16 protein-coding genes are annotated in these 21,671 nt (G+C 34.0%); 7 read left to right on the top strand and 9 right to left on the bottom strand.

Annotated features, from left to right (window positions below; all coding sequences use genetic code 11):
- Window positions 1-140: 140 nt before the first annotated feature.
- Window positions 141-581 carry a GNAT family N-acetyltransferase gene (locus ACF91D_RS09790; protein WP_107527294.1) on the bottom strand — a complete coding sequence of 147 codons (441 nt, stop codon included), beginning with the start codon at window positions 579-581 and terminating at the stop codon, window positions 141-143.
- Between the two features lie 469 nt (window positions 582-1,050).
- On the opposite strand from ACF91D_RS09790, the gene ACF91D_RS09785 reads away from it, so the two are divergent.
- The 4 genes from ACF91D_RS09785 to ACF91D_RS09770 all read left to right on the top strand — a co-directional run bounded on the left by ACF91D_RS09785 (window position 1,051) and on the right by ACF91D_RS09770 (window position 4,927).
- Window positions 1,051-3,204: a bifunctional glycosyltransferase/CDP-glycerol:glycerophosphate glycerophosphotransferase gene (locus tag ACF91D_RS09785; RefSeq protein WP_107589133.1), complete on the top strand. Its 2,154-nt coding sequence runs from the start codon at window positions 1,051-1,053 to the stop codon at window positions 3,202-3,204.
- Window positions 3,205-3,395: 191 nt separating this feature from the next.
- Window positions 3,396-4,154: an SDR family oxidoreductase gene (locus ACF91D_RS09780; protein ID WP_107526855.1), complete on the top strand. Its 759-nt coding sequence runs from the start codon at window positions 3,396-3,398 to the stop codon at window positions 4,152-4,154.
- Between the two features lie 15 nt (window positions 4,155-4,169).
- Window positions 4,170-4,499: an ROK family protein gene (locus ACF91D_RS09775; RefSeq protein ID WP_107526854.1), complete on the top strand. Its 330-nt coding sequence runs from the start codon at window positions 4,170-4,172 to the stop codon at window positions 4,497-4,499.
- A gap of 80 nt (window positions 4,500-4,579) precedes the next feature.
- Window positions 4,580-4,927 (top strand): MerR family transcriptional regulator, encoded by a 348-nt coding sequence (locus tag ACF91D_RS09770; protein ID WP_042740460.1) that lies wholly within the window; start codon window positions 4,580-4,582, stop codon window positions 4,925-4,927.
- 204 nt (window positions 4,928-5,131) lie between these two features.
- Here ACF91D_RS09770 and betA read toward each other — a convergent pair whose 3' ends face one another.
- Both betA and betB read right to left on the bottom strand, forming a co-directional pair.
- Window positions 5,132-6,817: a choline dehydrogenase gene (gene betA / locus ACF91D_RS09765; protein WP_107526853.1), complete on the bottom strand. Its 1,686-nt coding sequence runs from the start codon at window positions 6,815-6,817 to the stop codon at window positions 5,132-5,134.
- A gap of 62 nt (window positions 6,818-6,879) precedes the next feature.
- Entirely contained in the window at window positions 6,880-8,370 is a 1,491-nt protein-coding gene (betB, locus tag ACF91D_RS09760; protein WP_042740462.1) for a betaine-aldehyde dehydrogenase, read from the bottom strand.
- Window positions 8,371-8,557: 187 nt separating this feature from the next.
- On the opposite strand from betB, the gene cudC reads away from it, so the two are divergent.
- The gene (gene cudC / locus ACF91D_RS09755) at window positions 8,558-9,115 is read left to right on the top strand and encodes a choline uptake/conversion transcriptional regulator CudC (RefSeq protein WP_107526852.1); all 558 of its coding nucleotides are present in this window, start codon (window positions 8,558-8,560) and stop codon (window positions 9,113-9,115) included.
- A 427-nt stretch (window positions 9,116-9,542) separates the two neighbouring features.
- Here cudC and ACF91D_RS09750 read toward each other — a convergent pair whose 3' ends face one another.
- Entirely contained in the window at window positions 9,543-11,165 is a 1,623-nt protein-coding gene (locus tag ACF91D_RS09750) for a BCCT family transporter (RefSeq protein WP_107526851.1), read from the bottom strand.
- 532 nt (window positions 11,166-11,697) lie between these two features.
- On the opposite strand from ACF91D_RS09750, the gene ACF91D_RS09745 reads away from it, so the two are divergent.
- Together ACF91D_RS09745 and ACF91D_RS09740 are read left to right on the top strand one after the other, a co-directional pair.
- Window positions 11,698-12,417 (top strand): class I SAM-dependent methyltransferase, encoded by a 720-nt coding sequence (locus ACF91D_RS09745; RefSeq protein ID WP_107526850.1) that lies wholly within the window; start codon window positions 11,698-11,700, stop codon window positions 12,415-12,417.
- A gap of 122 nt (window positions 12,418-12,539) precedes the next feature.
- Entirely contained in the window at window positions 12,540-13,430 is an 891-nt protein-coding gene (locus ACF91D_RS09740) for a fructose bisphosphate aldolase (RefSeq protein WP_042740466.1), read from the top strand.
- Window positions 13,431-13,711: 281 nt separating this feature from the next.
- On the opposite strand, the gene ACF91D_RS09735 is transcribed toward ACF91D_RS09740, so the two are convergent.
- The 5 genes from ACF91D_RS09735 to cls form a co-directional block, all read right to left on the bottom strand.
- Window positions 13,712-15,100, bottom strand: a complete 1,389-nt coding sequence (locus tag ACF91D_RS09735; protein ID WP_107526849.1) for an APC family permease — start codon at window positions 15,098-15,100, stop codon at window positions 13,712-13,714.
- Between the two features lie 147 nt (window positions 15,101-15,247).
- Window positions 15,248-16,624 (bottom strand): NAD-dependent succinate-semialdehyde dehydrogenase, encoded by a 1,377-nt coding sequence (locus tag ACF91D_RS09730; RefSeq protein ID WP_107526848.1) that lies wholly within the window; start codon window positions 16,622-16,624, stop codon window positions 15,248-15,250.
- 76 nt (window positions 16,625-16,700) lie between these two features.
- Window positions 16,701-18,014, bottom strand: a complete 1,314-nt coding sequence (gabT, locus tag ACF91D_RS09725; RefSeq protein WP_107526847.1) for a 4-aminobutyrate--2-oxoglutarate transaminase — start codon at window positions 18,012-18,014, stop codon at window positions 16,701-16,703.
- Window positions 18,015-18,120: 106 nt separating this feature from the next.
- Window positions 18,121-19,506, bottom strand: a complete 1,386-nt coding sequence (gene gabR / locus ACF91D_RS09720) for a MocR-like transcriptional regulator GabR (RefSeq protein ID WP_119624424.1) — start codon at window positions 19,504-19,506, stop codon at window positions 18,121-18,123.
- A 560-nt stretch (window positions 19,507-20,066) separates the two neighbouring features.
- Window positions 20,067-21,551, bottom strand: a complete 1,485-nt coding sequence (gene cls, locus ACF91D_RS09715) for a cardiolipin synthase (RefSeq protein ID WP_119624423.1) — start codon at window positions 21,549-21,551, stop codon at window positions 20,067-20,069.
- Window positions 21,552-21,671: the final 120 nt, after the last annotated feature.

Here is a 21,671-nt window from a genome sequence, read left to right as displayed (position 1 = left end):
TATTTGTAAGCGTTGTCAATATAATTTTTTAATTAATTTGATTTTTCAAAAAATTAAAAATCTAAAACCCTTGTAACGACAACAATAATGTTACTTAAAATTTTAATTTAAAATATAATCTTTCTATATTATTATGTCTTTCATTCTAATGATAAACCCATGGTCATTTGCTCCACTTGATATCCTAATGCAGTATAAAAACGCTGTACCGTATTACTTGAGAAGACATTTAATTTTAAAGTCTGAAGTCCTTGATCCTCTGCATACTTTTGAATAAAATTCATTAATTTCTTTGCAATATGCATCCCTCTATATTCCTCAAACACGTAAAGCTCATAAATAAATCCATATGTTTGTTGTGTTAAATAATCAAATTTTGTATCAAATAATATAAAACCTTTAATCGATTCCCCTTCTTTCCACACAAAGTATCGTGCACCTTTTGACACTAATTCTTTCGATAATGCTTTAAGTGCATCATCAGATACAGCTATTTGACAGTTCATAGCCTCTTTAAACAAATGGGGTACTGCGTTATAAATCACTTTCAAATCTTTATTCGTCGCTAATTTAATAAACATGTGATCACTTCCTTCTATTATTATGTTTACTATTTATTTGATTCTTTTCTTTGCCATAAACCACACTAAAAACTATTCTAATTGTACTCAAATCATATAACACAAAACATTGTTGTATATTTACGTTTTATTTTTTAGAACTAATATTAAATTTTAAATAATATTCTACAAAAATTACCTATAATTTTGTTTAATCACTAGATATATTAAATTTTTATAGTAAAATAAGAGAGGTGGTTTTTTACCATGTGCTGTATTTTCATAATTCAAAAGCAAAAAATACACATTTACATGGTATAATTTAACTATTCATACAAACAACAAGACTACTACTATTTCTTAATACAGAGAAACTACTGTATCTAGACTAAGGTATGACCAAAGTAAGTTAACATTTGAAATAACCACTTACTTTTTGTTACATTCTACCTTATAAAATTAAGAAAAAAATTGAAAAAGAGGTAAAACAATGAAGTCTATATCCGTTATAGTAACTTACTACAACTCAGAAGATTATATAGAGAGATGTCTAAATAGTCTTAAACAACAGAGATTCCAAGATTTCGAATTAATCTTAGTGAATGATGGTTCAACGGACCAATCTAAAGTCATCGCTACACAAATACTTAAAGATTGGGATATTACCGTTAAAGAAATTAATTTAGAACAAAATATGGGCCATGCACACGCAAGAAATGTGGCAATGAAATCAGTAGAAGCACCTTACTTCGTCTTTGTAGATTCAGATGATTATCTCGCTTCTTATGCCCTATCATTCTATATGAAAAACTTGAATCATTTTGATGCTTTAATCGCACCAATTCACTCATTTACACTTGATATTCCTCAATATGTGGATCAAAATCTTGTAAGAGTTAGTTACTTAGATACGAAAGAAAATTCTAATCAATTTTTACGTAAACATTCTGCGTGTAATATCGTCTTTAAAACTGCTATCGTCCATGGACACAACATACAGTTTAATGAAGACTTAAATATATTTATTGACTGGTCATTTGTACTAGAATTTATTAAATATGCTAATAAATTCGTACGTGTCAGTCGCTTCCCTTTCTATATTAAAGGAGAAGTATATGATCCATTTTTAAAACCGACGTTATCTAAACAAGACTTTGGTGTAATCTTTAACGATTATGTTTATAGCTTTAGTGACTCAGTCAAACGTGCGCCAAGACAAGAAAATAAAGCATTCATTCGCAATAAAATGAAAAACTTAATGAAGCATTCATTCGAACCTTCATTGAGAAAGACACCAGAACGTTACGAACAACATAGTGAATTATTACCAAAAGTAGTACGTTCATTATTCCCATCTATCATAAAAAATGAAAAACCTTTATTTGTTATAGAAATGCTATTATTGATGTTTAACAAACGTAATAAAGCATTTAAAGTCAATCGCATACGCAAAAATACGAGATTATTGAAAAGTGTTGTTCTAAAAAGAAAAAATAAAAATCGTGCACACTATCAATTAACCGATAACATCGATAAAGTAAATCCAAGAACAATTGTTTTTGAATCATTTGGTGGTAAAAACTATAGCGATAGCCCTAAATATATTTATGAATATATGATGAAACATTATCCTCAATTAGAATTTATTTGGGTATTTAAAAGTCCAGACAAAGCATTTTTACCTGGTCCAGCTAAAAAAGTAAAGAAAGGCTCTGCTGCATACTATGATGCATATTCAAGAGCTAAATATTGGGTGTCTAACGCTAGATTACCGCTTTATTTAAATAAAAAACCAAACCAAGTCTACATCCAGACATGGCACGGCACACCTTTAAAACGATTAGCCAATGATATGAAAGTCGTTCGTATGCCAGGTACAACAACGGATAATTATAAACGTAATTTCCGTGAAGAAACCAATCGTTGGGATTATCTTATCTCACCAAATGCATATTCATCTAAAATTTTCGAGACAGCTTTCTGGATGCCACCCGAAAAAATCTTAGAAATTGGATATCCTAGAAATGATGTCTTAGTAAACAGAGCGAATGACCAAGCATTTATACAACAAATTAAAGAAAATCTAAACCTTCCAGAAGGTAAAAAGGTCATTATGTATGCTCCTACTTGGCGAGACGATGAATTTGTGAAAAAAGGTAAATATCTATTCGACTTAAAAATTGATTTAGATAATTTACAACAAAAGCTAGGTGATGAATATGTTGTATTACTAAGAATGCATTATCTAATTTCAAATGCGTTAGACCTACGTGGTTACGAAGACTTTGCTATAGACGTATCAAATTACAGCGATATTTCAGAGTTATATTTAATTTCTGATTGTTTAATTACAGATTATTCATCAGTTATGTTCGATTTCGGTGTATTAAAACGTCCTCAAATCTTCTTTGCTTATGACTTAGATAAATATGACCAAGACCTACGTGGATTCTATCTTGATTTCCACAACGACTTACCAGGTCCAATTTATAAGGATGCTTATCAATTAGCAGATGATTTACAGAACTTAGATAAAATTACCAATGACTACCAAGGTAAGATTGATAAATTCTATAATGATTTCTGTTCAATAGAAAATGGTAAAGCTTCAAAAGCAATTTCAGACTTAATAACTGAAAAATAATTTCTATTTAAATCTGTGCTAAAATTAATAAACTCCAAATAAGATCATTATACTAAAACCACCAACAAATGGGATACTCCCTAATTTGTTGGTGGTTTTTAATTGATATATCACTCCCCTTCCACATATAACTTGCTTGAGAGCGTACTCTAAGGTGTAACGTAACGTTATAAAAATTAGGAGGTAATATGATGGGTAAATTTAATTCATTAAACAACAAAGTCGTAGTCATTACAGGGGGAGCAAAAAATCTAGGTCGCTTATTAAGTGAAACCTATGCAAGAGAGGGTGCAACTATTATCATTCATCATCATAATGATAACAGTTTAAAGCAAGCTAACCATACTTTAGAAACCGTCAAAGATTTAGGAGGTAACGGCGCAATCTTTTCTGGAGACTTAACTCAAATCGAAAATATCCAAGCTTTATTTGCATTTGCCGAAAAAACTTTCGGAAAAATTGATATCGCTATCAATACAGTGGGTAAAGTATTAAAACAACCAATTGCAGATACCAGTGAAGAAGATTTCGACATAATGCAATCTATCAATGCCAAACAGGCATATTTTTTTATTAAATATGCAGAACAGTATATGAATGATGATGGGAAAATCATTTCAATTGCAACGTCATTGTTAGCAGCATATACAGGTTTCTACTCAACGTATGCAGGTGAAAAAGCACCACTAGAACATTATACAAGAGCTGCTTCTAAAGAGTTTATGGCACGTGGTATTTCTGTAAATAATGTGGCACCAGGCCCAATGGATACACCTTTCTTTTATCCGCAAGAATCTGACGATGCTGTTGCTTTTCATAAATCGCAAGCATTACACAATCAACTCACACAAATTGAAGATATTGCGCCAATCGTCAAATTTCTAACTTTAGAAGGTTGGTGGATTAATGGTCAAACGCTATTTGCAAATGGGGGTTATACGACAAGATAAATGGAGGTTTTAAAGATGCAATATTTTGTAGCAGATTTCTTAAATCCAAATACGCAATTAAGCATCATTGACGGGCAAGGTGAAATTATTGATCAACAAACCGTACGAATAGAACCAACAGAGTATGTCAACCAGCTTGCAGAGTATATCATTGAACTGTCTCACGAAAATCACTTATATCATGATGATATTAAAGCAATCGGACTTAGCATCACAGATATCAGTGTTATCAATTATTCAGAATTAACACAATTAAAAACTGATTTAGAAAGTAAATTCGGCTTCAGTGCGTACATTGATCATGATCATGATAATCTAGTCCAATCTCTTATCCAGCATAAATAACAACTAGATTAAATCTATTAAATTAACCATAACAATGATTAACTAAAAAACACCGCAATTGCAATATAGGAGCGTTTATAATGAATGTAAAGCAGGCAGCAGAAAAAATTGGCATGAGTGCACACACAATTAGATACTATGACAAATCCGGATTATTTCCATTTATTGAACGCGATCAAAATGGTAATAGAGATTTTAAGGAAGAAGACCTCTATTGGATAGAATTTGTGAAGTGTATGAGACAAACACATATGCCTATTGCACAAATCAAACAAATTGCAGAACTCTATCATCAAGGTCCAGCAACTAAAAACGATAGGATTGAAATATTGAAGCTACACCAACAAAATCTCATGCAACAAAGTACCTTAATCGAAGAAGCATTAAACACTTTAGAACATAAATTTACGCTTATTGAAAAGGAATAACATCGTTTGGGAGAATTTAATATAAAATAATATATAAAACGAAGTCGACCTTGAATAGCAGTAACAAAATGCTTATCTATTAAATCAATCATCATTTCTTGTACCCAAATTCCATACCAAAAAAGCAGTGAAGTCACGTTAGTTATAACGTCAGCTTCACTGCTTTATTTATATATGCTATATAATCACTATTGGTGAGTGGAATTATTTAATAGTTCCAGCATCTTTGTCATGTACACCATGACGATAGAAATCAATATATTCAGGTTCTAATGGTTTCTTACCTCTGATGATATCAGCTGCTCTTTCAGCCATCATTAGTACTGGAGAGTGAATATTACCATTAGTCGTACGTGGCATTACAGATGCATCTACTACACGTAGGTTTTCCATACCATGTACTTTAAATGTATCTGGGTCAACAACTGACAGTTCATCAGATTTAGGTCCCATTTTACAGCTACATGATGGATGTAATGCTGTTTCACCATCACGCTTAACCCATTCGATAATTTCTTCGTCTGTTTGAACTTCAGGTCCTGGTGAAATTTCTCCACCGTTAAATGGATCTAATGCTTTTTGAGACAAGATGTTTCTTGCAACTTTGATTGCTTCTACCCATTCACGTTTATCTTCTTCTGTTGATAGATAGTTAAATACAAAGTTTGGTTTTTCGAACGGATCTTTAGATTTAATCTTCAAATGACCACGAGAATTTGAGTACATTGGACCAACGTGAACTTGGTAACCGTGTGCTGTTGGCGCTTTTGTACCATCATATCTTACAGCAATTGGTAAGAAATGGAACATTAAGTTTGGATAATCTACTTCATCATTTGAACGTACGAATCCGCCACCTTCGAAATGGTTAGATGCTGCAGCACCTTTACGTCCGAAGATCCATTGTAAACCAATAAATGGCATTTTCAATTTATTTAAACTTGGTTGCATTGATACAGGTTCTTTACATGCATGTTGCACATATACTTCTAAATGGTCTTCAAAGTTTTCACCGACACCAGGTAAGTGTAAACGTGGCTCGATACCAACTGAACGTAGGTGTTCTGAATCACCAATACCAGATAATTGTAATAATTGTGGAGAGTTGATTGCCCCACCTGATAAAATAATTTCTTTTGCTTCTACAGTATGTTCTTTACCATTTTTCTTAAATGTAACACCTGTCACTTTATTATTACCTTCGAAATTCAATTTAGTAACGAATGCACGTGTTTGTACGTCAAGATTTTTACGTTTCATTGCTGGGTGTAAATAAGCTCTTGATGCTGATACACGACGTCCGTTGTGTACTTGGCTATCGAAAGGTCCGAAACCTTCTTGACGGAAACCATTAACGTCAGGTGTTTTATTGTATCCTGCTTCTACTCCTGCATTAAAGAATGCTTGGAATAATGGATTTGTAGCTGGGCCACGACGTAATTTAATCGGACCATAATGTCCACGATATGGATCATCTTTAGTTGAGCCGAAAGTTGTTTCTAATCGTTTAAAGTATGGTAAACAATGTGCAAAATCCCATTTCTCCATACCTTCTGGTTTAGCCCATTTCTCATAGTCCATTGGGTTACCACGTTGATAAATCATACCATTGATAGAACTTGAACCACCTAATACTTTACCACGTGCATGTCCTACTTTACGTCCATCCATATGAGGTTCTTCATTTGTTTCATAAATCCAGTCATATAGCTTGTTACCTGCTGGGTACATTAATGCTGCTGGCATTTGAATTAATAGGTCCCAAGGATAATCACTACGTCCTGCTTCTAATACAAGTACGTTTTTTGAAGCATCTTCACTTAATCTGCCTCCTAATACTGAACCAGCACTTCCGCCACCAATGATAATATAATCATAAGATTTTCTCATTTTTATATTGCCTCCTAAAATTTATTTCTAACTTTGTGTTTATTTATATTTTCATAAAAGTATTATTTACCAAACCAATTCACAGGTTCTGGGTTTGTGTTACGTAGAATATGTTTTTCTTCTTGATATTCAGCTAAGCCAGCTTTACCAAGTTCTCTACCAATACCTGATTGTTTATAGCCACCCCATGGTGCTTGTGCAAAGTATGGGTGGAAATCATTAATCCAAACTGTACCCATCTTCAATTTGTTTACCACACGTTCTGCTTTAGAAATATCATTTGTAAATACGCCGCCTGCTAAGCCATAAATAGAGTCATTAGCTATTTCAATAGCTTCTTCTTCAGTTGAAAAGCCTTCTACTGTTACAACTGGGCCAAATACTTCTTCTTGCACGATACGCATTGATGTATCACAATCAGTGATTACAGTTGGCTCAAAGAAGAATCCATCTTTTAAGTCTTCACGTTCTGGGCGTTTACCACCAACAGCAATTGTTGCATTTTCAGATTTCGCTACTTCCATATAGCCTTCAATTTTTTCACGGTGTTCAGCTGAAATCACAGGACCCATTTCAGTTTCAGCATCAAATCCATTACCTAATTTGATACGCTTAACTCTATCGATTAATGCAGCCTCAAATTTGTCTTTGATGTCATTATGGACAATAATTCTCGCACCAGCTGAACAAACTTGACCTGCATGGAAGAATCCACCATTTAACGCTTGGTCAACAGCTAAATCGAAATCTGCGTCATCAAAGATAATATTTGGATTTTTACCGCCTAATTCTAATGCAATATTTGTCACATTGTCTGCAGCATTTTTCATAATATGTTTACCTGTTTGAATACCACCAGTAAACGATACTAAGTCTACCTCTTTATGTGATGATAATGGCTCACCGACTTCTGAACCCTTACCTAATACTAAATTAATTACCCCTTTAGGGAATCCTACTTCTTCCATCAATTCAAATACACGAATCGTTGTTAACGGAGTAATTTCACTTGGTTTCATGACTAATGAACAACCTGTTGCTAATGCAGGTGCTATCTTCCAAGAAGCTTGGAGTAATGGATAGTTCCAAGGTGTGATTTGAGTAACAACACCGATTGGTTCTTTGATAATTTTACTTTCTGTATTTGGAATTGGTGAATCAACAATTTCTCCACCATCTTTGTCTGCTAAACCAGCAAAGAAATTAAATACATTAGCAATATCGTCCATATCAGCATAAGATTCTTCTAACGTTTTACCAGTGTCTAGCGTTTCAAGTTTCGCTAATTCTTCACGATGTTTTACGATTAAATCAGCAATCGCTCTTACTTTCTTGCCACGATTCTCACTTGTTTCATTTGCCCATTCACCTTTTTCGAATGAACGTCTTGCCGCTAAAATTGCACGTTCGCTGTCTTCTGCTGTACCTTCTGCAACTTCAAAAATCACTTCTTGATTATATGGATTAATAATTTCTCTTGTTTCTTTATTTGAGCTTTCAACCCACTCACCATCGATAAATTGACGACGAGATAAATTACTTACAAGTTCCATTAAAATTACCTCCGTTAAGTTTGTTAAATTTTTATTTAACGAATTTTATAGATTTTATGTTAGCATAGTAATTGAAAGGGTGTCAAACGCGTTTAAATATAAATGATTAATTCAACGCATATGACGCGTTCTCATAAAAACTTTACCCACATAGATAAATTTTAATAATGGGTAGGAGGTATATGTCGTGGTAAAAATAAATGATCCTGAACATCAATTAGAAACAGCAAAAGATATTTTCATTAATGCAATTGGTGAGACGATGGACTTATATGGCATTAATCGTAGTGTAGGAAACCTTTATGGCACAATGTTATTCGAAGACAGCATGACGCTAGATGAAATGCGTGAAGAATTACAGATGAGTAAGCCAAGCATGAGTGCAGGTGTTAAAAGACTACAAGAGTTTGATATCGTCAAGCAAAAATTCACTCGTGGTAGTCGCAAACAACACTTTATAGCAGAAAAGGATTTCTTCAATTTCTTTAGCAACTTTTTTCCAAGAAAATGGCGTCGTGAAATTGTAATCAATACAGAAGCTGTTCACGAAGCAATAGCAATTATCGACACACTTAACGACAGAGAAGGTATAGACGAAGCCGTAAAAGCTGAAGGTAACGATATCAAACAGCAATTAATTGATACTTTGCCATATTTTGAATGGCTAGAAAATATTAGCCATGCAATTGAAACTGGTGAAATTTATAAACACTACCCTATTCCTGAACAAAAGTATAAATATTAACTTTGACACTTTATGTATTACTATTCATATTTACTTTATTTAACTGCATGATACTTAGTTAACAGGACGTATTCGCTGCCCCTATTTCATATCAATGGAACTGAGGGGCTATTTTTATGCTTTAATATATCTTCTTAGTACTTATATAAGCCACCTTGATTACTACGACCTACCACTTACTATTACAAAAATGCATAGAAAGGTACAAACGAATTTATCTCCACCTTTGTTTCATCATGTATAAAGGTACTGAAACATATGGTACCTTCATCACAAACATGTCTCTTTAAACATGATTCATTATTTTATATGCTAACGCTTAAATCTAAAAAAGCAGGTTGGAACATTTAAAATGTTCCAACCTGCTTATACATCTATTAACACTTATAAATAAGTGACTATTATGTTTTATGGTTTAAAAAACGGATTATAAATTATCGTCTTCTTCTTTTTCTTTAACTTGAATAATTCTCAGTGATCGACGTTCTACTTCACGATATTTATCCGCACGTCTTTCGAGTTTCAATCTATCTCCCTCTAATGTCCGCATAAATGAAATCATCATCATCACAAATATAGCAATCAGTGGCACACTAGCTAATATAGATGCCGTCTTCAAGACATCTAACGCATGTTCTCCACCTACAAGCATTAATGAATATGGTAATAAACTCAATGCAAATGCCCAGAATAATCTGTTAGCACGTAAAGGTTCACCAATTACTTTCTTTTGTGTTGCAGCAGCTAAGATATATGATGCTGAGTCAAATGTTGTTACCAAGAATAAGAATGCTGCAATCAAGAATAAAATAACTATTACATTTGGGAATGGTAATTGATGCATTACTTCAATAATCGTTGCTTCTGCACTGTGACTATTTAAGAAATTGATCACATTAAATTTCCCTGTAATTTGTAGATATACTGCAAAATTCCCAAAAATACCGAAGAACATAATGCAACCTAATGTACCATAACCAATTGTACCTAAAATAATTTCTTTCAAAGTACGCCCTTTTGAGATACGCGCAATGAATAAACCGATAAACGGTGCATAAACAATCCACCACGACCAATAGAATATCGTCCATTGTTGTGGGAAGTTGGTATCTTTACGTCCACCAATACCACCGAACGGTTCAAGCCACGTCGCCATTTGGAAGAAGTTTTTCAACATATCACCAAATGATGTCACCGTAGTTTCCATAATAAATACCGTCGGACCTACAATAAAGACAAACGCTAGTAATAATAGTGAAATCCAGACGTTCACATCACTGAGCACTTGAATGCCTTTCTTCAATCCACTATATGAACTGATACCAAATACAAGCGTAATCAATAATAATATAATGGTGCGCATAACCATATTATGACCATCTAGACCAGTCAATCGTTCAATTCCTGCTGAAATTAATGGCACACCTAATGCAAGTGATGTTGCTGCACCACCTAATAAACCAAAGATAAATACAATGTCGACGACTTTTCCTAAAAATTTATCAGTTTGTCCCTTTAATATCGGACGACAAGCCTGACTTATTTTGAAAATCGGTTTTTTCTTAATAAATACTAAGTAACCAATTGGCAACGCTGGCAATACATAAATTGACCAAGCAATAGGCCCCCAATGGAACATACCATATGTAGTTGCGTATTCTAATGCACTATCTGTCATACCTTTTCCATCATGTGGTGGCACTTGATAATAATACGCCCATTCAATGACACCCCAATATAATATATCTGAACCGATGCCGGCACAGAACAACATTGATGCCCAACTGAAATTATTAAATTCAGGCTTATCTGTAGCCTTACCTAATGTGACATTTCCATATTTACCAAATGCTATATATAGCACAAAACCAAAAATTACTAATCCAAGTAATAAATATACCGAGCCAAGAGAATTCGAAACTGCTTTGTTTAAGTTAGTGATAACTTCTTGGCTTGCTTTAGGAAACACAATCATAGGAATAACTGCAAATAACAATACAACAACTGTCCCTATAAAAGTGGTCCAATCCATAACTCTATTTTTTTTCACTTTTGAGCACTCCTCATAATTGAATAGTATGTAAAAGTTTAACGAAATTCGCGTCCATTTTTGCTAAACCATTTAATTATTCACATTCATGAGCCTAACGAACTTTAAATAATAATGCAAATTACATTCAAAAAACACAATTCAAAAAGATGAATAATTATATAAATGTAATTATTTATCATCTTTAGAAAATCGCCACAATCACAGTGTTAAATTTAAACTTAACAAAATGAACAAATCTTACAAACTTAACATTATGTATTTTTATGCAGATATAACGTATAAATATTTGTTTATATTTTTTTATTTCGTGGCATAAAAAAACAGAATATTTTAATAAATTATCCCCTAGCAACAAATAATAAATCATATAATAGCGCATGAATTTTATGACTTAATTATTCTATAACTAACAGTCAAAATAACAGTATGATTCACCCTATTTAAAAGTACTTCTATAAACAAACTTTTTTATACCAATACTATATAATAGAAGAAAGACAGATAATTATTAAAATTAAAGGAGCTTACAATGACCAAAAAGAATATTATTAATTATTGGGATAAACGCGCCGCATCATTTAGCACAGATAAAGTAGCCGAATTAGAAAGTCACCATGCCCAAAAATGGCTCAATGAAATAAATAGAATTAAAAAAATAAAACCCGGCATGCGTATTTTAGATATTGGTACTGGAGCAGGATTTTTAGCAATTCTTTGTGCTCAAGCAGGCGGAACTGTATGTGGTATCGACCTTTCCCCAGATATGATTAAGGCTGCTCAAGAGAATAAGCAAAAATTCAATCAACAAGTCACATTTGAAGTTATGGATGCAGAACAATTATTGTTTGAAGATTGCACGTTCGATCTTGTTATTGCACGAAATGTGACCTGGTTATTGCCTAATACTACCAAGGCATATTCAGAATGGTTACGTGTGTTAAAAGTAGACGGTACATTAATTAACATTGATGCAGATTACGGTAATACATCCTTTGAATCTTATAGTGACATTCCTAATGATCATGCGCATCATAAACTAGGTGAACAAATGCTTCATGAAAGTGAAACATTAAAGAACGGAATCGCAATCAATTCATACCGTCGCCCTCATTATGACCAAACGATTTTAACACAACTTGGTTTATCATCCATTCATGTCGATGAAACTGTTTACCAACGTATTTATCAAGAGCAAGATCAATTTTATAATCCTACCCCTATATTTTTAATTGCCGTCACAAAATCCTGACTTTAAAGTTATTACAGTTCGTGGATATTTTATGACAGTTATCGTATCAAAGTGTTAACGGCTTGCGTTCTAACACAATTTTTATCATACTATAGTTGAAATAAGTAAAAGGAGTGGTAAGAATGAACAAAGAACAATTGGATAAAGTAAAAAATGGTAAAGGCTTCATCGCTGCATTAGACCAAAGTGGCGGCAGCACACCTAAAGCGCTTAGTGATTATGGCGTTACTGAAGATCAATATAATAGTGAAGACGAAATGTTTAAACTTGTTCACGATATGCGTACACGTATCGTTTCATCACCTGCCTTCACTTCAGATAAAATTGTAGGGGCTATTCTTTTCGAACAAACGATGGATCGTGAAGTCGAAGGTAAGCATACTGGAGATTACTTAGCTGACAAAGGAATTGTACCATTCTTGAAAGTTGATAAAGGTTTGGCTGACGAACAAGATGGTGTACAAGTTATGAAACCTATTCCTGATTTAGATGCATTATTAAGCCGTGCTAATGATCATAAGATTTTCGGTACAAAAATGCGTTCAAATATCCTTAAATTCAACAAAGATGGCATAGATTCAGTTGTTAAACAACAATTTGATATCGCTAAACAAATAATTGCTGCAGGCCTTGTACCGATTATTGAACCAGAGGTTAATATTCATTCTGAAGACAAGGCAGAAATCGAAGCTTATTTAGCAGAAGCAATCGCTAAAGAGTTAGACAACTTAACAGAAGATCAATTAGTGATGTTGAAATTATCAATTCCTACAAATGCAAATCAATATGAATCATTAATCAATCATCCAAACGTAGTACGTGTTGTTGCTCTATCTGGTGGATATAGTAGAGAGGATGCTAATGCATTACTTAAACAAAATAATGGTTTAATCGCAAGCTTCTCTCGTGCATTAATCAATGATCTAAATGTAAATCAATCAGATGAAGAGTTCGATAAAGTTTTAGGTGACACAATCGATTCTATCTATGATGCATCTGTTAATAAAGGTTAATCATTGAACTGCTAAATATTGATTGCCGATACACATTTCCCAGGAAATGGAAAGTACTGTAAATCAATAGACAATTTTAAATATGCGTTCTGTTTGAGACATAAATAGTTCTGATTCAAATAAAAAACGTCAATTTCTGTTTTATTATAGAAATTGACGTTTTTCATGAGCATGATTTATTCATAGATAGAGACAGCATAAATAAATATACTAACAAGAAAAAGTCGATTGAACTCACTGCTCAATCGACTTTTTCTATGATTCAATTCATATCAAAGTTACTATTGCTCTTGATTTTTCGTAAATGCTACATGCTCATCACTGTGTTTACGACTACCTTGTGTCATGTATAATACGAGTGCAATTAAATACCAAGCTATAACAATCAACCATTCTGATGGCCAAGCAAGTGAAGAAGGCATTCCAGGCATATAAATTAATAAGAACCCAACACTTAAAACAATAGCCACTATACCGACAAACATGCCATTTCTAATATGATATGGACGCTTTAAATCTGGCTGTGATTTACGTAGTTTAATAAATGAAATCGCTACTAATAAGTATCCTAATACTACTCCGATACCGCCCGCATTGACAATCCAAACTAATGCTGGACGTCCAAGAAGTGGTGCTACAAAGGCAAGTACGCCTAAAAAGATAATACCGTGTGTTGGTGTTTTATATTTAGGATGAATATAAGCAAACCATTTTGGAATCATACCATTATTTGCCATTGCATATAAGATACGACTACCACCTATAATAAAAGCATTCCAGCTAGTAATAATACCTGCGACACCGCCTAATACAAGTAACACACCAAAGCCACTGTGTCCAAAAAGATTAACCATTGCATCAGCAGTTGCCAAATTACTTGTCGTAAGTGCTTTTGGCGATAGTCCAGCAGCTACACCAAAGACAATTAATAAATAGAAAATCACAGAGGCGATAATGGATAATATTAAAATACCTCCAATTTTCTTAGAAGGTGCCTTAACCTCCTCTGCAATCTGTGGAATAACATCAAACCCAACAAATAAAAATGGGATCATCATAAGTACTGACATCGTACCACCAAGTCCATTTTCAAATGGTGTTAAATGACTAAAGTTACCGTTAAATCCTGCACCAAATACGAGCAATAGACCTACTGCAACAATAAAAATAGTAAAGACGGTTTGCATAATTGCAGCTGGTTTTACACCAAAGTAATTTAATGATGTTAATATAATGCTACCTACAGATCCAATTAACACCCATGTAAAATAAACATCCCATCCTGCAATGTTCCACATCAAACCTTGATGTTTAAATGGGATGACATAGTCAATAACGGTAGGCAGTGCCACCGCTTCAAATGTAATCACTGAAACATAGCCAAATAGTACAGACCAACCTGAGATAAATGCAATCCCCGGTGAAAATGCCTTCTTTACAAATACAAACCCACCACCTGTTTCCGGGATTGCAGAAGCAAGTTCTGCATATGTTAAACCAATCACGATGACCAATATACCACCAATGACAAATGCGATAATACTACCAACAAAGCCTGCAGTAGACACCCATTCTCCAGATAAGACAACCCATCCCCATCCTAACATGGCGCCTATCGCTAAAAATAAGACATCTACTACATTCATTGTTTTATTAAATTGTGATTTCATCAGCATACCCCTTTTAATGAATTTAAAATTTAATATGTGAGAATAGGTTGAAATGACCTAAGTTTTGCGTGTCACTCCAACCTATTCACATTCAAACTACATTAATGCTAATAAAGTAGTTGTTACTACAAAATTTTAAAATGTAATCTATAATCCAACTGATAAATATTTCGTTTCTAAGTAAGGCTCAATACCCTCTGTTCCACCTTCTCGACCATATCCACTTTCTTTTAGACCACCAAATGGCGCATGTGCAGCAGAAGGACCACCGTCATTCCATCCAATCACACCATAGTCAAGTTCATTAAATAATTTCAAACCTGTTCGATAATCATTAGTGAAGAAATACGATGCCAATCCAAATTCAGTATCATTTGCGATGCCAATAACTTCATCTAAATCTTCATATGTCATTACTGGCGCTATCGGACCAAAGGTTTCTTCGAACATCGGTTTCATCTCTAACGTAGCATTGGAAATGACGACTGGCTTTAAGAAATTACCGCCAAGTGATTTAACTTCGTCAACACTTCTTGATAACGTTGCACCCTTCGCTTCACAATCTGTAATATGTGTTAAGACTTTTTCTACTGCTTCATCGTCGATCAATGGGCCAATATCTACTTCTTCCAATCCATTACCAATAGTTAATGCATGCACTTTATCAGTAAGTTTTTGAACATATTCATCCGCAATTGCTTTATGCACAAAAATTCTATTAGCACAAATACACGTTTGACCAGCATTTCTAAATTTAGAAGCAATCGTCCCATCCACTGCAGCATCTATATCAGCGTCTTTGTGCACGATAAACGGTGCCAATCCACCTAGTTCCATCGTCGCATTTTTAACTGTGTCAGCAGATTGTTCGATTAACTTTTTACCAACACCAGTAGAACCTGTAAATGTGATTTTACTAATTCTTGGATGTTTGGTGAAGATGTCTCCTGCATCTCTACCTGAAGCGATAATATAAGAAATGGCATCTTCTGGTATACCTGCCTCATGTGCAAGTTCCACTAACTTAATTGTTGTTAATGGTGTTTTAACTGCGGGTTTACAAACAATCGTACATCCAGCCGCTAATGCTGGTGCCATTTTTCGAGTAATCATAGCTGCAGGAAAATTCCATGGTGTAATTGCACCTACAACGCCAACTGGGAATTTATCAACGACAATCTTTTTTGATGAATTATTTGCTGGTATTGTACGACCATATACACGTTTGGCTTCTTCTGCGTACCATTTCACATATGAATTAGCATATACAATTTCACCTTTGGCTTCAGCTAATGGTTTACCACCTTCAAGTGTTACTAATTTCGCTAATTCATCTTGATGTTCATCTATTAATTCAGCCCATTTAAATAATTTTGCTGAGCGCTCATGTGCATCGACAAACCGCCATGTTTGAAACGCATTGTATGCACGTTCAATCTTTGCATCAATGTCTTCATGGCTTGTATAGTCTATACTTTCGATGACTTCATTTGTAGCAGGGTTCAATACATCTAATTGTGTCATTTTGAATCTCTCCTCTTGATAAAATAATTTCATAGCACTACTATGCCATACCCTTTTTGAAAAATATTTTACTGCTTTACGATGGTTGTGTAGAGGCTACTTTTGCAAACGCATCTTGTAAGATCTTTAACCCAGTGCTTAACTCATCATCAGTAATTACTAATGGAGCCAAGAAGCGAATGACATTCCCTTTTATACCTGCAGACAATAATAGCAAGCCGTGCTCATTTGCCGTTTTCACTATTTTGCTTGTAAGTACTTTGTCAGGTTCTCCTGTTTCTGGATTAATAATCTCCATTGCTACCATTGCGCCTAGTCGTCTAATTGGACCAATACTGTCATAAGTATGCGTTAATTCTTGTAAGAATTGTTCGATATTATGACCTACTGTCTCTGCTTTTTCATTAAGTTGTTCTTTTTCAATAATTTCGATAACTTTTAATGCGGCTTCACATGCTAACGGATTACCAGCATACGTACCTCCTAATTCACCTGGGTTTGCGCTATCCACTATTTCAGCTTTACCTACAACACCACTGAGTGGAAATCCTGCCGCTAATGATTTGGAAACTGTCATCAAATCTGGTTCAACGTCAAAGTGCTCTATTGCGAAGGTTTTACCTGTTCTTGCAAAACCTGTTTGAATCTCATCTGCCACAAATACAATACCGTTAGACTCACAAATTGCTTTCACAGCCTGCACAAATTTACGATCCGGAATTATAAATCCACCCTCACCTTGTACAGGCTCCATAACAATACAAGCAACTTCACTAGGATCTACTGTTTCAATAAAGAAATCATGTAACTTTTGAATAACTTGATCTACGTATTCTGCATTAGAAAGTGTATTAGGCTTTTCTGAAACATTTGGATAGGGTGCTTGATATACTTCAGGCGCAAATGGACCAAAACCATACTTGTATGGTCTAACCTTACTCGTCATTGACATTGTCAAATTTGTTCGTCCATGAAACCCTCTAACAAATGAAACTACTGCTTGTCTGCCAGTATATTTTCTAGCTATCTTCACGGCGTTTTCCACTGCTTCTGCGCCAGAATTTAAAAGAATGCTCTTTTTAGCAAAGTTGCCTGGTGTAATTTCTGCTAATTTTTGTGCTAATTTTAAGTAACTTTCATACATAATGACATTAAAACCAGGATGTATAAATTTATCTAATTGTTCCTTTAAGTGTTTCGTAATCTCAGGGTGTGTGTGACCAACATTTAATGTGCCAATTGCACCTGCAAAATCAATAAAAGTATTGCCTTCGATATCTTTAATCGTTGCGCCACTTGCTGTATCTGCTACATGTAAATTACCGTTTCCTACCCCTCTAGCTACATATTGTTCACGTATTGCTTTATAATATTCGAATTGTTCAGTCATAATTAGCCCCCTTAACCTTTCGATAAAGTATTATCGTTATCTAAAAATTTAAAATATAGTTGGTATTGTGTAAAGTACCAGTTTTTCATAAAATAATGGAACCAGTTTAACCGAGCAATACTTTTTTAAGACAACGAACCGCGTCATCAAGCTGTTCAATCTTTATTTTTGAAAAGCCTATAATCAACGTTTTAACACCATTATTTTCTTCAAGCGCTTTCACAACGAAACGATTAATCGTATATAATTCTAACTTTGCCTCTTTAGCACGTTGCTCTATTTCCTCATATGTAAATGGTGATTTTACCTCAATCATAAAATGCAATCCCGCTTCGGTATCTTTAATATTCACCTTATCTTGAAATGCTTGTTGTAAGGCTACTATTAATTGCTCTCTTTTTCTGCCATAGTGCTGGTGCATCTTTTTCACGTACTTCTCATAATATCCTTCTTTAATCATAAGATTAAGTGTCAGTGCATTTAACATAGAAAAATCAGGTATCATATCGAAGTTATGCGTTTCAAATTTTTGCACAAGTGCAGGTGGTAGAATCATATAACTCAGTCTTAATCCTGGCATCAATGTTTTTGAAAATGTCCCCAAATATATCACACTTTCATTTTTATCAAAGCTATATAATGAGGGAATATTATCCGTCTGATATTTGAATTCACTATCATAATCATCTTCTATAATATAACTATTGGTTGTACTCGCCCAATTCAATAAATCAATTCTTCTCGAAACAGGCATGATAATACCAGTCGGAAATTGGTGTGATGGTGTAACAATAACTGCATCTGGTTGTGTTGCATTAATTTGATTAATGGATATACCTTTTTCATCCAATTCAAGAGGAATTGTTGTTGTGCCTCCTTCATTTAACAAATTACGGAATCTAGAATATCCTGGATTTTCAACCCCAATTTTCACCTCAGTAGGTAACAGTTGCATTAAGCGTTTCAACAAAGTGTTTGTGCCAGATCCTATAATAATTTGTTCTGGATGACACTGGATACCTCGTTGATAAGAAACGAGTTTAGCAATTGATTGACGTAATTCAATCGGCCCCTTAATATTTGGAATTGCTGATAAGTAATATTCATAATTATCAAATACACGTTTCAGTAGCTTAGTCCAAACATCTACCGGAAATTCAGACATATCCGTGCTCATATGAGAAAAGGAATATTCATATAATTGTGGCTTGCCTTCTTTATACTGCCCTAATGTCTTTTGTGCATCTGGGTCAACAATAAGTTGATCTAGCGGTTCGATAAAATAACCCTTACGTTCTTTGGCATATATATAACCTTCTGCTAATAACTGTTCATATGCTGATTTCACACTGTTAACACTTACATTTAAAGTTTCTGCCATTCCCCTTTTAGATGGCAACTTTTCGTGACTTTCATATTTAAAGGATAAAATATCTTCCTTTAATCGCGTATAAATTTGCCGATAAATATATTGATTTGTTTCACCTTGCATACAAATCCTCCCCTTGAAATACCTTATAATTAAACAATTATACACATAGTTAGAATACATTGATAAATAAATATAAATGCTTTAACACATTTTGGAAAATTGTTTGAGTAAAAAAGGAATTGAATAAGATAGTGAAAAAGGACAAATGCTCCCGAAATTGGACAGACGTTGCTTTAATTATATTGATTGAATAGTAAAAAGTGACTTGTTTCGTTATTGTTGTCACTTTCAACAGCTAAGTATTGTGTGAGACTGTTGAGCTATAAGGATGCATGTCGAGGTCAAGGAATGACCCAATGCCTTAGGTCAACGAAGGTTAATAATACTCAAGTTTATTATAACGACAACCACCCCGAAAGATTCTATCTTTCGGGGTGGTTGTTTCTCCATCATTTATATCTCAAATTATTTCATTATCGAAGTTTTTCACAATAAAAATAAATGCTTTTAAACAAATATTTCATCTTCCATCTCAAAGCATAGCTATGAAGATAAATAGCTTTTTAGCGCAGATGAACTATATCAAATCTGTTGCAGCAATCCTATACACTGTATACAGGTTAAAGAATTGGTGATGCTAATTTAGCGATGGATTGTTTAAATTTAATCCAATTTGAACGTTGTTCATATCTTTCAATTGTTAAAGCTTTAGATACCTTTAAATCTTCAAAAAATGCTTGCTTCAATTGTTTAGCAACATTTTCATCATACATAAAGGCATTAATTTCAAAGTTTAATTCAAAACTTCGTATATCCATATTTGAAGAACCCACACTTGATACTTCGTCGTCAATAATCATCATCTTAGAATGAATAAAGCCATTTTCATAGGTATAAACCTTAACACCATCTCTAATCAATTGTGCGACACTCGTAATGGTTGCCCAATATACAAACATGTGATCAGGCTTATTGGGAATGATTAATTGTACATCGACGCCCGACTTGGCGGCGATTCGTAGTGCATTAATATAACCTTTGTCCGGAATAAAGTACGGGCTATGCATGTAAATTGATTTCTTCGCATTCATAATCATCTTCATATAGCCAAATTCAATTTGATGCCAATTATCACTCGGTGCACTTACTGCCATTTGCATCGATACGTCGCCACCTTGATTAGCATTATCTGGGAAATATTTGTCATTATACTCTAATTGTTCACGTTTAGCTTGTGAATTCCAATCATGTATAAAGCTCAATTGCAATGCATCGACACCATCGCCTCTAACTTTTAAGTGAGTGTCTCTCCAATAACCAAATTTATCATTCAAACCAAGATATTCGTCACCAATATTAAATCCACCTACATAACCCATTTGACCGTCAATAACTACAATCTTACGATGGTTACGGTTATTTACTCTAAAGTTTATGAATGGAATTTTAGCTTGGAAAAATGCTTCAACCTGCCCACCAAGCTGTTGAAACTTCTTGAAATTCGATTTATGAACTGTCTTAGAACCGACTGCATCATATAATAATTTAACTTCTAGACCCTGTTCTAATTTTTCCTCAAGTATATCGATAATTTCCGTGCCGAGCCCATCAAGTTCTAAAACATAGTATTCCATATGAATATATGTTTGTGCATTGCGCAAGTCCTCTTTCATTTGTCGATATAATTCATGACCATCCGTAAAAATTTCAACTTTATTATTGTTACTTAAAAACGAAGGTTCTTTAGTCATGAGTGTTTGTGCAATATCCGCATGCTTTCTGACAATCGGATTATCTGAATTTTCGATATGGTTCGTTGAATCGTCTAATTGTTTCTTAACGCGTTCTAAAGCATCATCTATTTGATTATGTTGGAAGCCTTTTTCCCTTTTTTTCCTAACAGCACGTCCAAAGAATATATATACTATAAATCCTAAGATAGGCATTACAAATAATAAGAATAACCATGCCCATGTTGCTGTCGCGTCTCTACGGTCTCTATCTAAAAATACGATAATAAGTGCAAGCACTATATTCATCACAAAGAAAAATGCAAGCACACCGCGATAAATCGGACTCACACTAGCATCAAATATTAACTGCATAATTTCCCCCCGTGGTCTAAGTTTTAATAAAATAATGATTAACTTTCCCCATTACTTTAAATCATAAACCATGCTATTTTCAATATTAGTTACTAATAATAGGTAAGAAATTGTTATATA

It is taken from the genome of Staphylococcus sp. 231237_7MaSpsaltlick (genome assembly GCF_043107035.1).
The sequence above is the reverse complement of the archived record's forward strand: the minus strand, read 5'-3'. Positions and strand labels throughout refer to the sequence as shown.

Excerpts from the sequence above, each read along its gene's own strand:
- ACF91D_RS09790 (WP_107527294.1), bottom strand. The coding sequence starts at position 581 with ATGTTTATTAAATTAGCGACGAATAAAGATTTGAAAGTGATTTATAAC.
- ACF91D_RS09785 (WP_107589133.1), top strand. The coding sequence starts at position 1,051 with ATGAAGTCTATATCCGTTATAGTAACTTACTACAACTCAGAAGATTAT.
- ACF91D_RS09780 (WP_107526855.1), top strand. The coding sequence starts at position 3,396 with ATGGGTAAATTTAATTCATTAAACAACAAAGTCGTAGTCATTACAGGG.
- ACF91D_RS09775 (WP_107526854.1), top strand. The coding sequence starts at position 4,170 with ATGCAATATTTTGTAGCAGATTTCTTAAATCCAAATACGCAATTAAGC.
- ACF91D_RS09770 (WP_042740460.1), top strand. The coding sequence starts at position 4,580 with ATGAATGTAAAGCAGGCAGCAGAAAAAATTGGCATGAGTGCACACACA.
- betA (WP_107526853.1), bottom strand. The coding sequence starts at position 6,817 with ATGAGAAAATCTTATGATTATATTATCATTGGTGGCGGAAGTGCTGGT.
- betB (WP_042740462.1), bottom strand. The coding sequence starts at position 8,370 with ATGGAACTTGTAAGTAATTTATCTCGTCGTCAATTTATCGATGGTGAG.
- ACF91D_RS09745 (WP_107526850.1), top strand. The coding sequence starts at position 11,698 with ATGACCAAAAAGAATATTATTAATTATTGGGATAAACGCGCCGCATCA.
- ACF91D_RS09740 (WP_042740466.1), top strand. The coding sequence starts at position 12,540 with ATGAACAAAGAACAATTGGATAAAGTAAAAAATGGTAAAGGCTTCATC.
- ACF91D_RS09735 (WP_107526849.1), bottom strand. The coding sequence starts at position 15,100 with ATGAAATCACAATTTAATAAAACAATGAATGTAGTAGATGTCTTATTT.
- ACF91D_RS09730 (WP_107526848.1), bottom strand. The coding sequence starts at position 16,624 with ATGACACAATTAGATGTATTGAACCCTGCTACAAATGAAGTCATCGAA.
- gabT (WP_107526847.1), bottom strand. The coding sequence starts at position 18,014 with ATGACTGAACAATTCGAATATTATAAAGCAATACGTGAACAATATGTA.
- gabR (WP_119624424.1), bottom strand. The coding sequence starts at position 19,506 with ATGCAAGGTGAAACAAATCAATATATTTATCGGCAAATTTATACGCGA.
- cls (WP_119624423.1), bottom strand. The coding sequence starts at position 21,551 with ATGCAGTTAATATTTGATGCTAGTGTGAGTCCGATTTATCGCGGTGTG.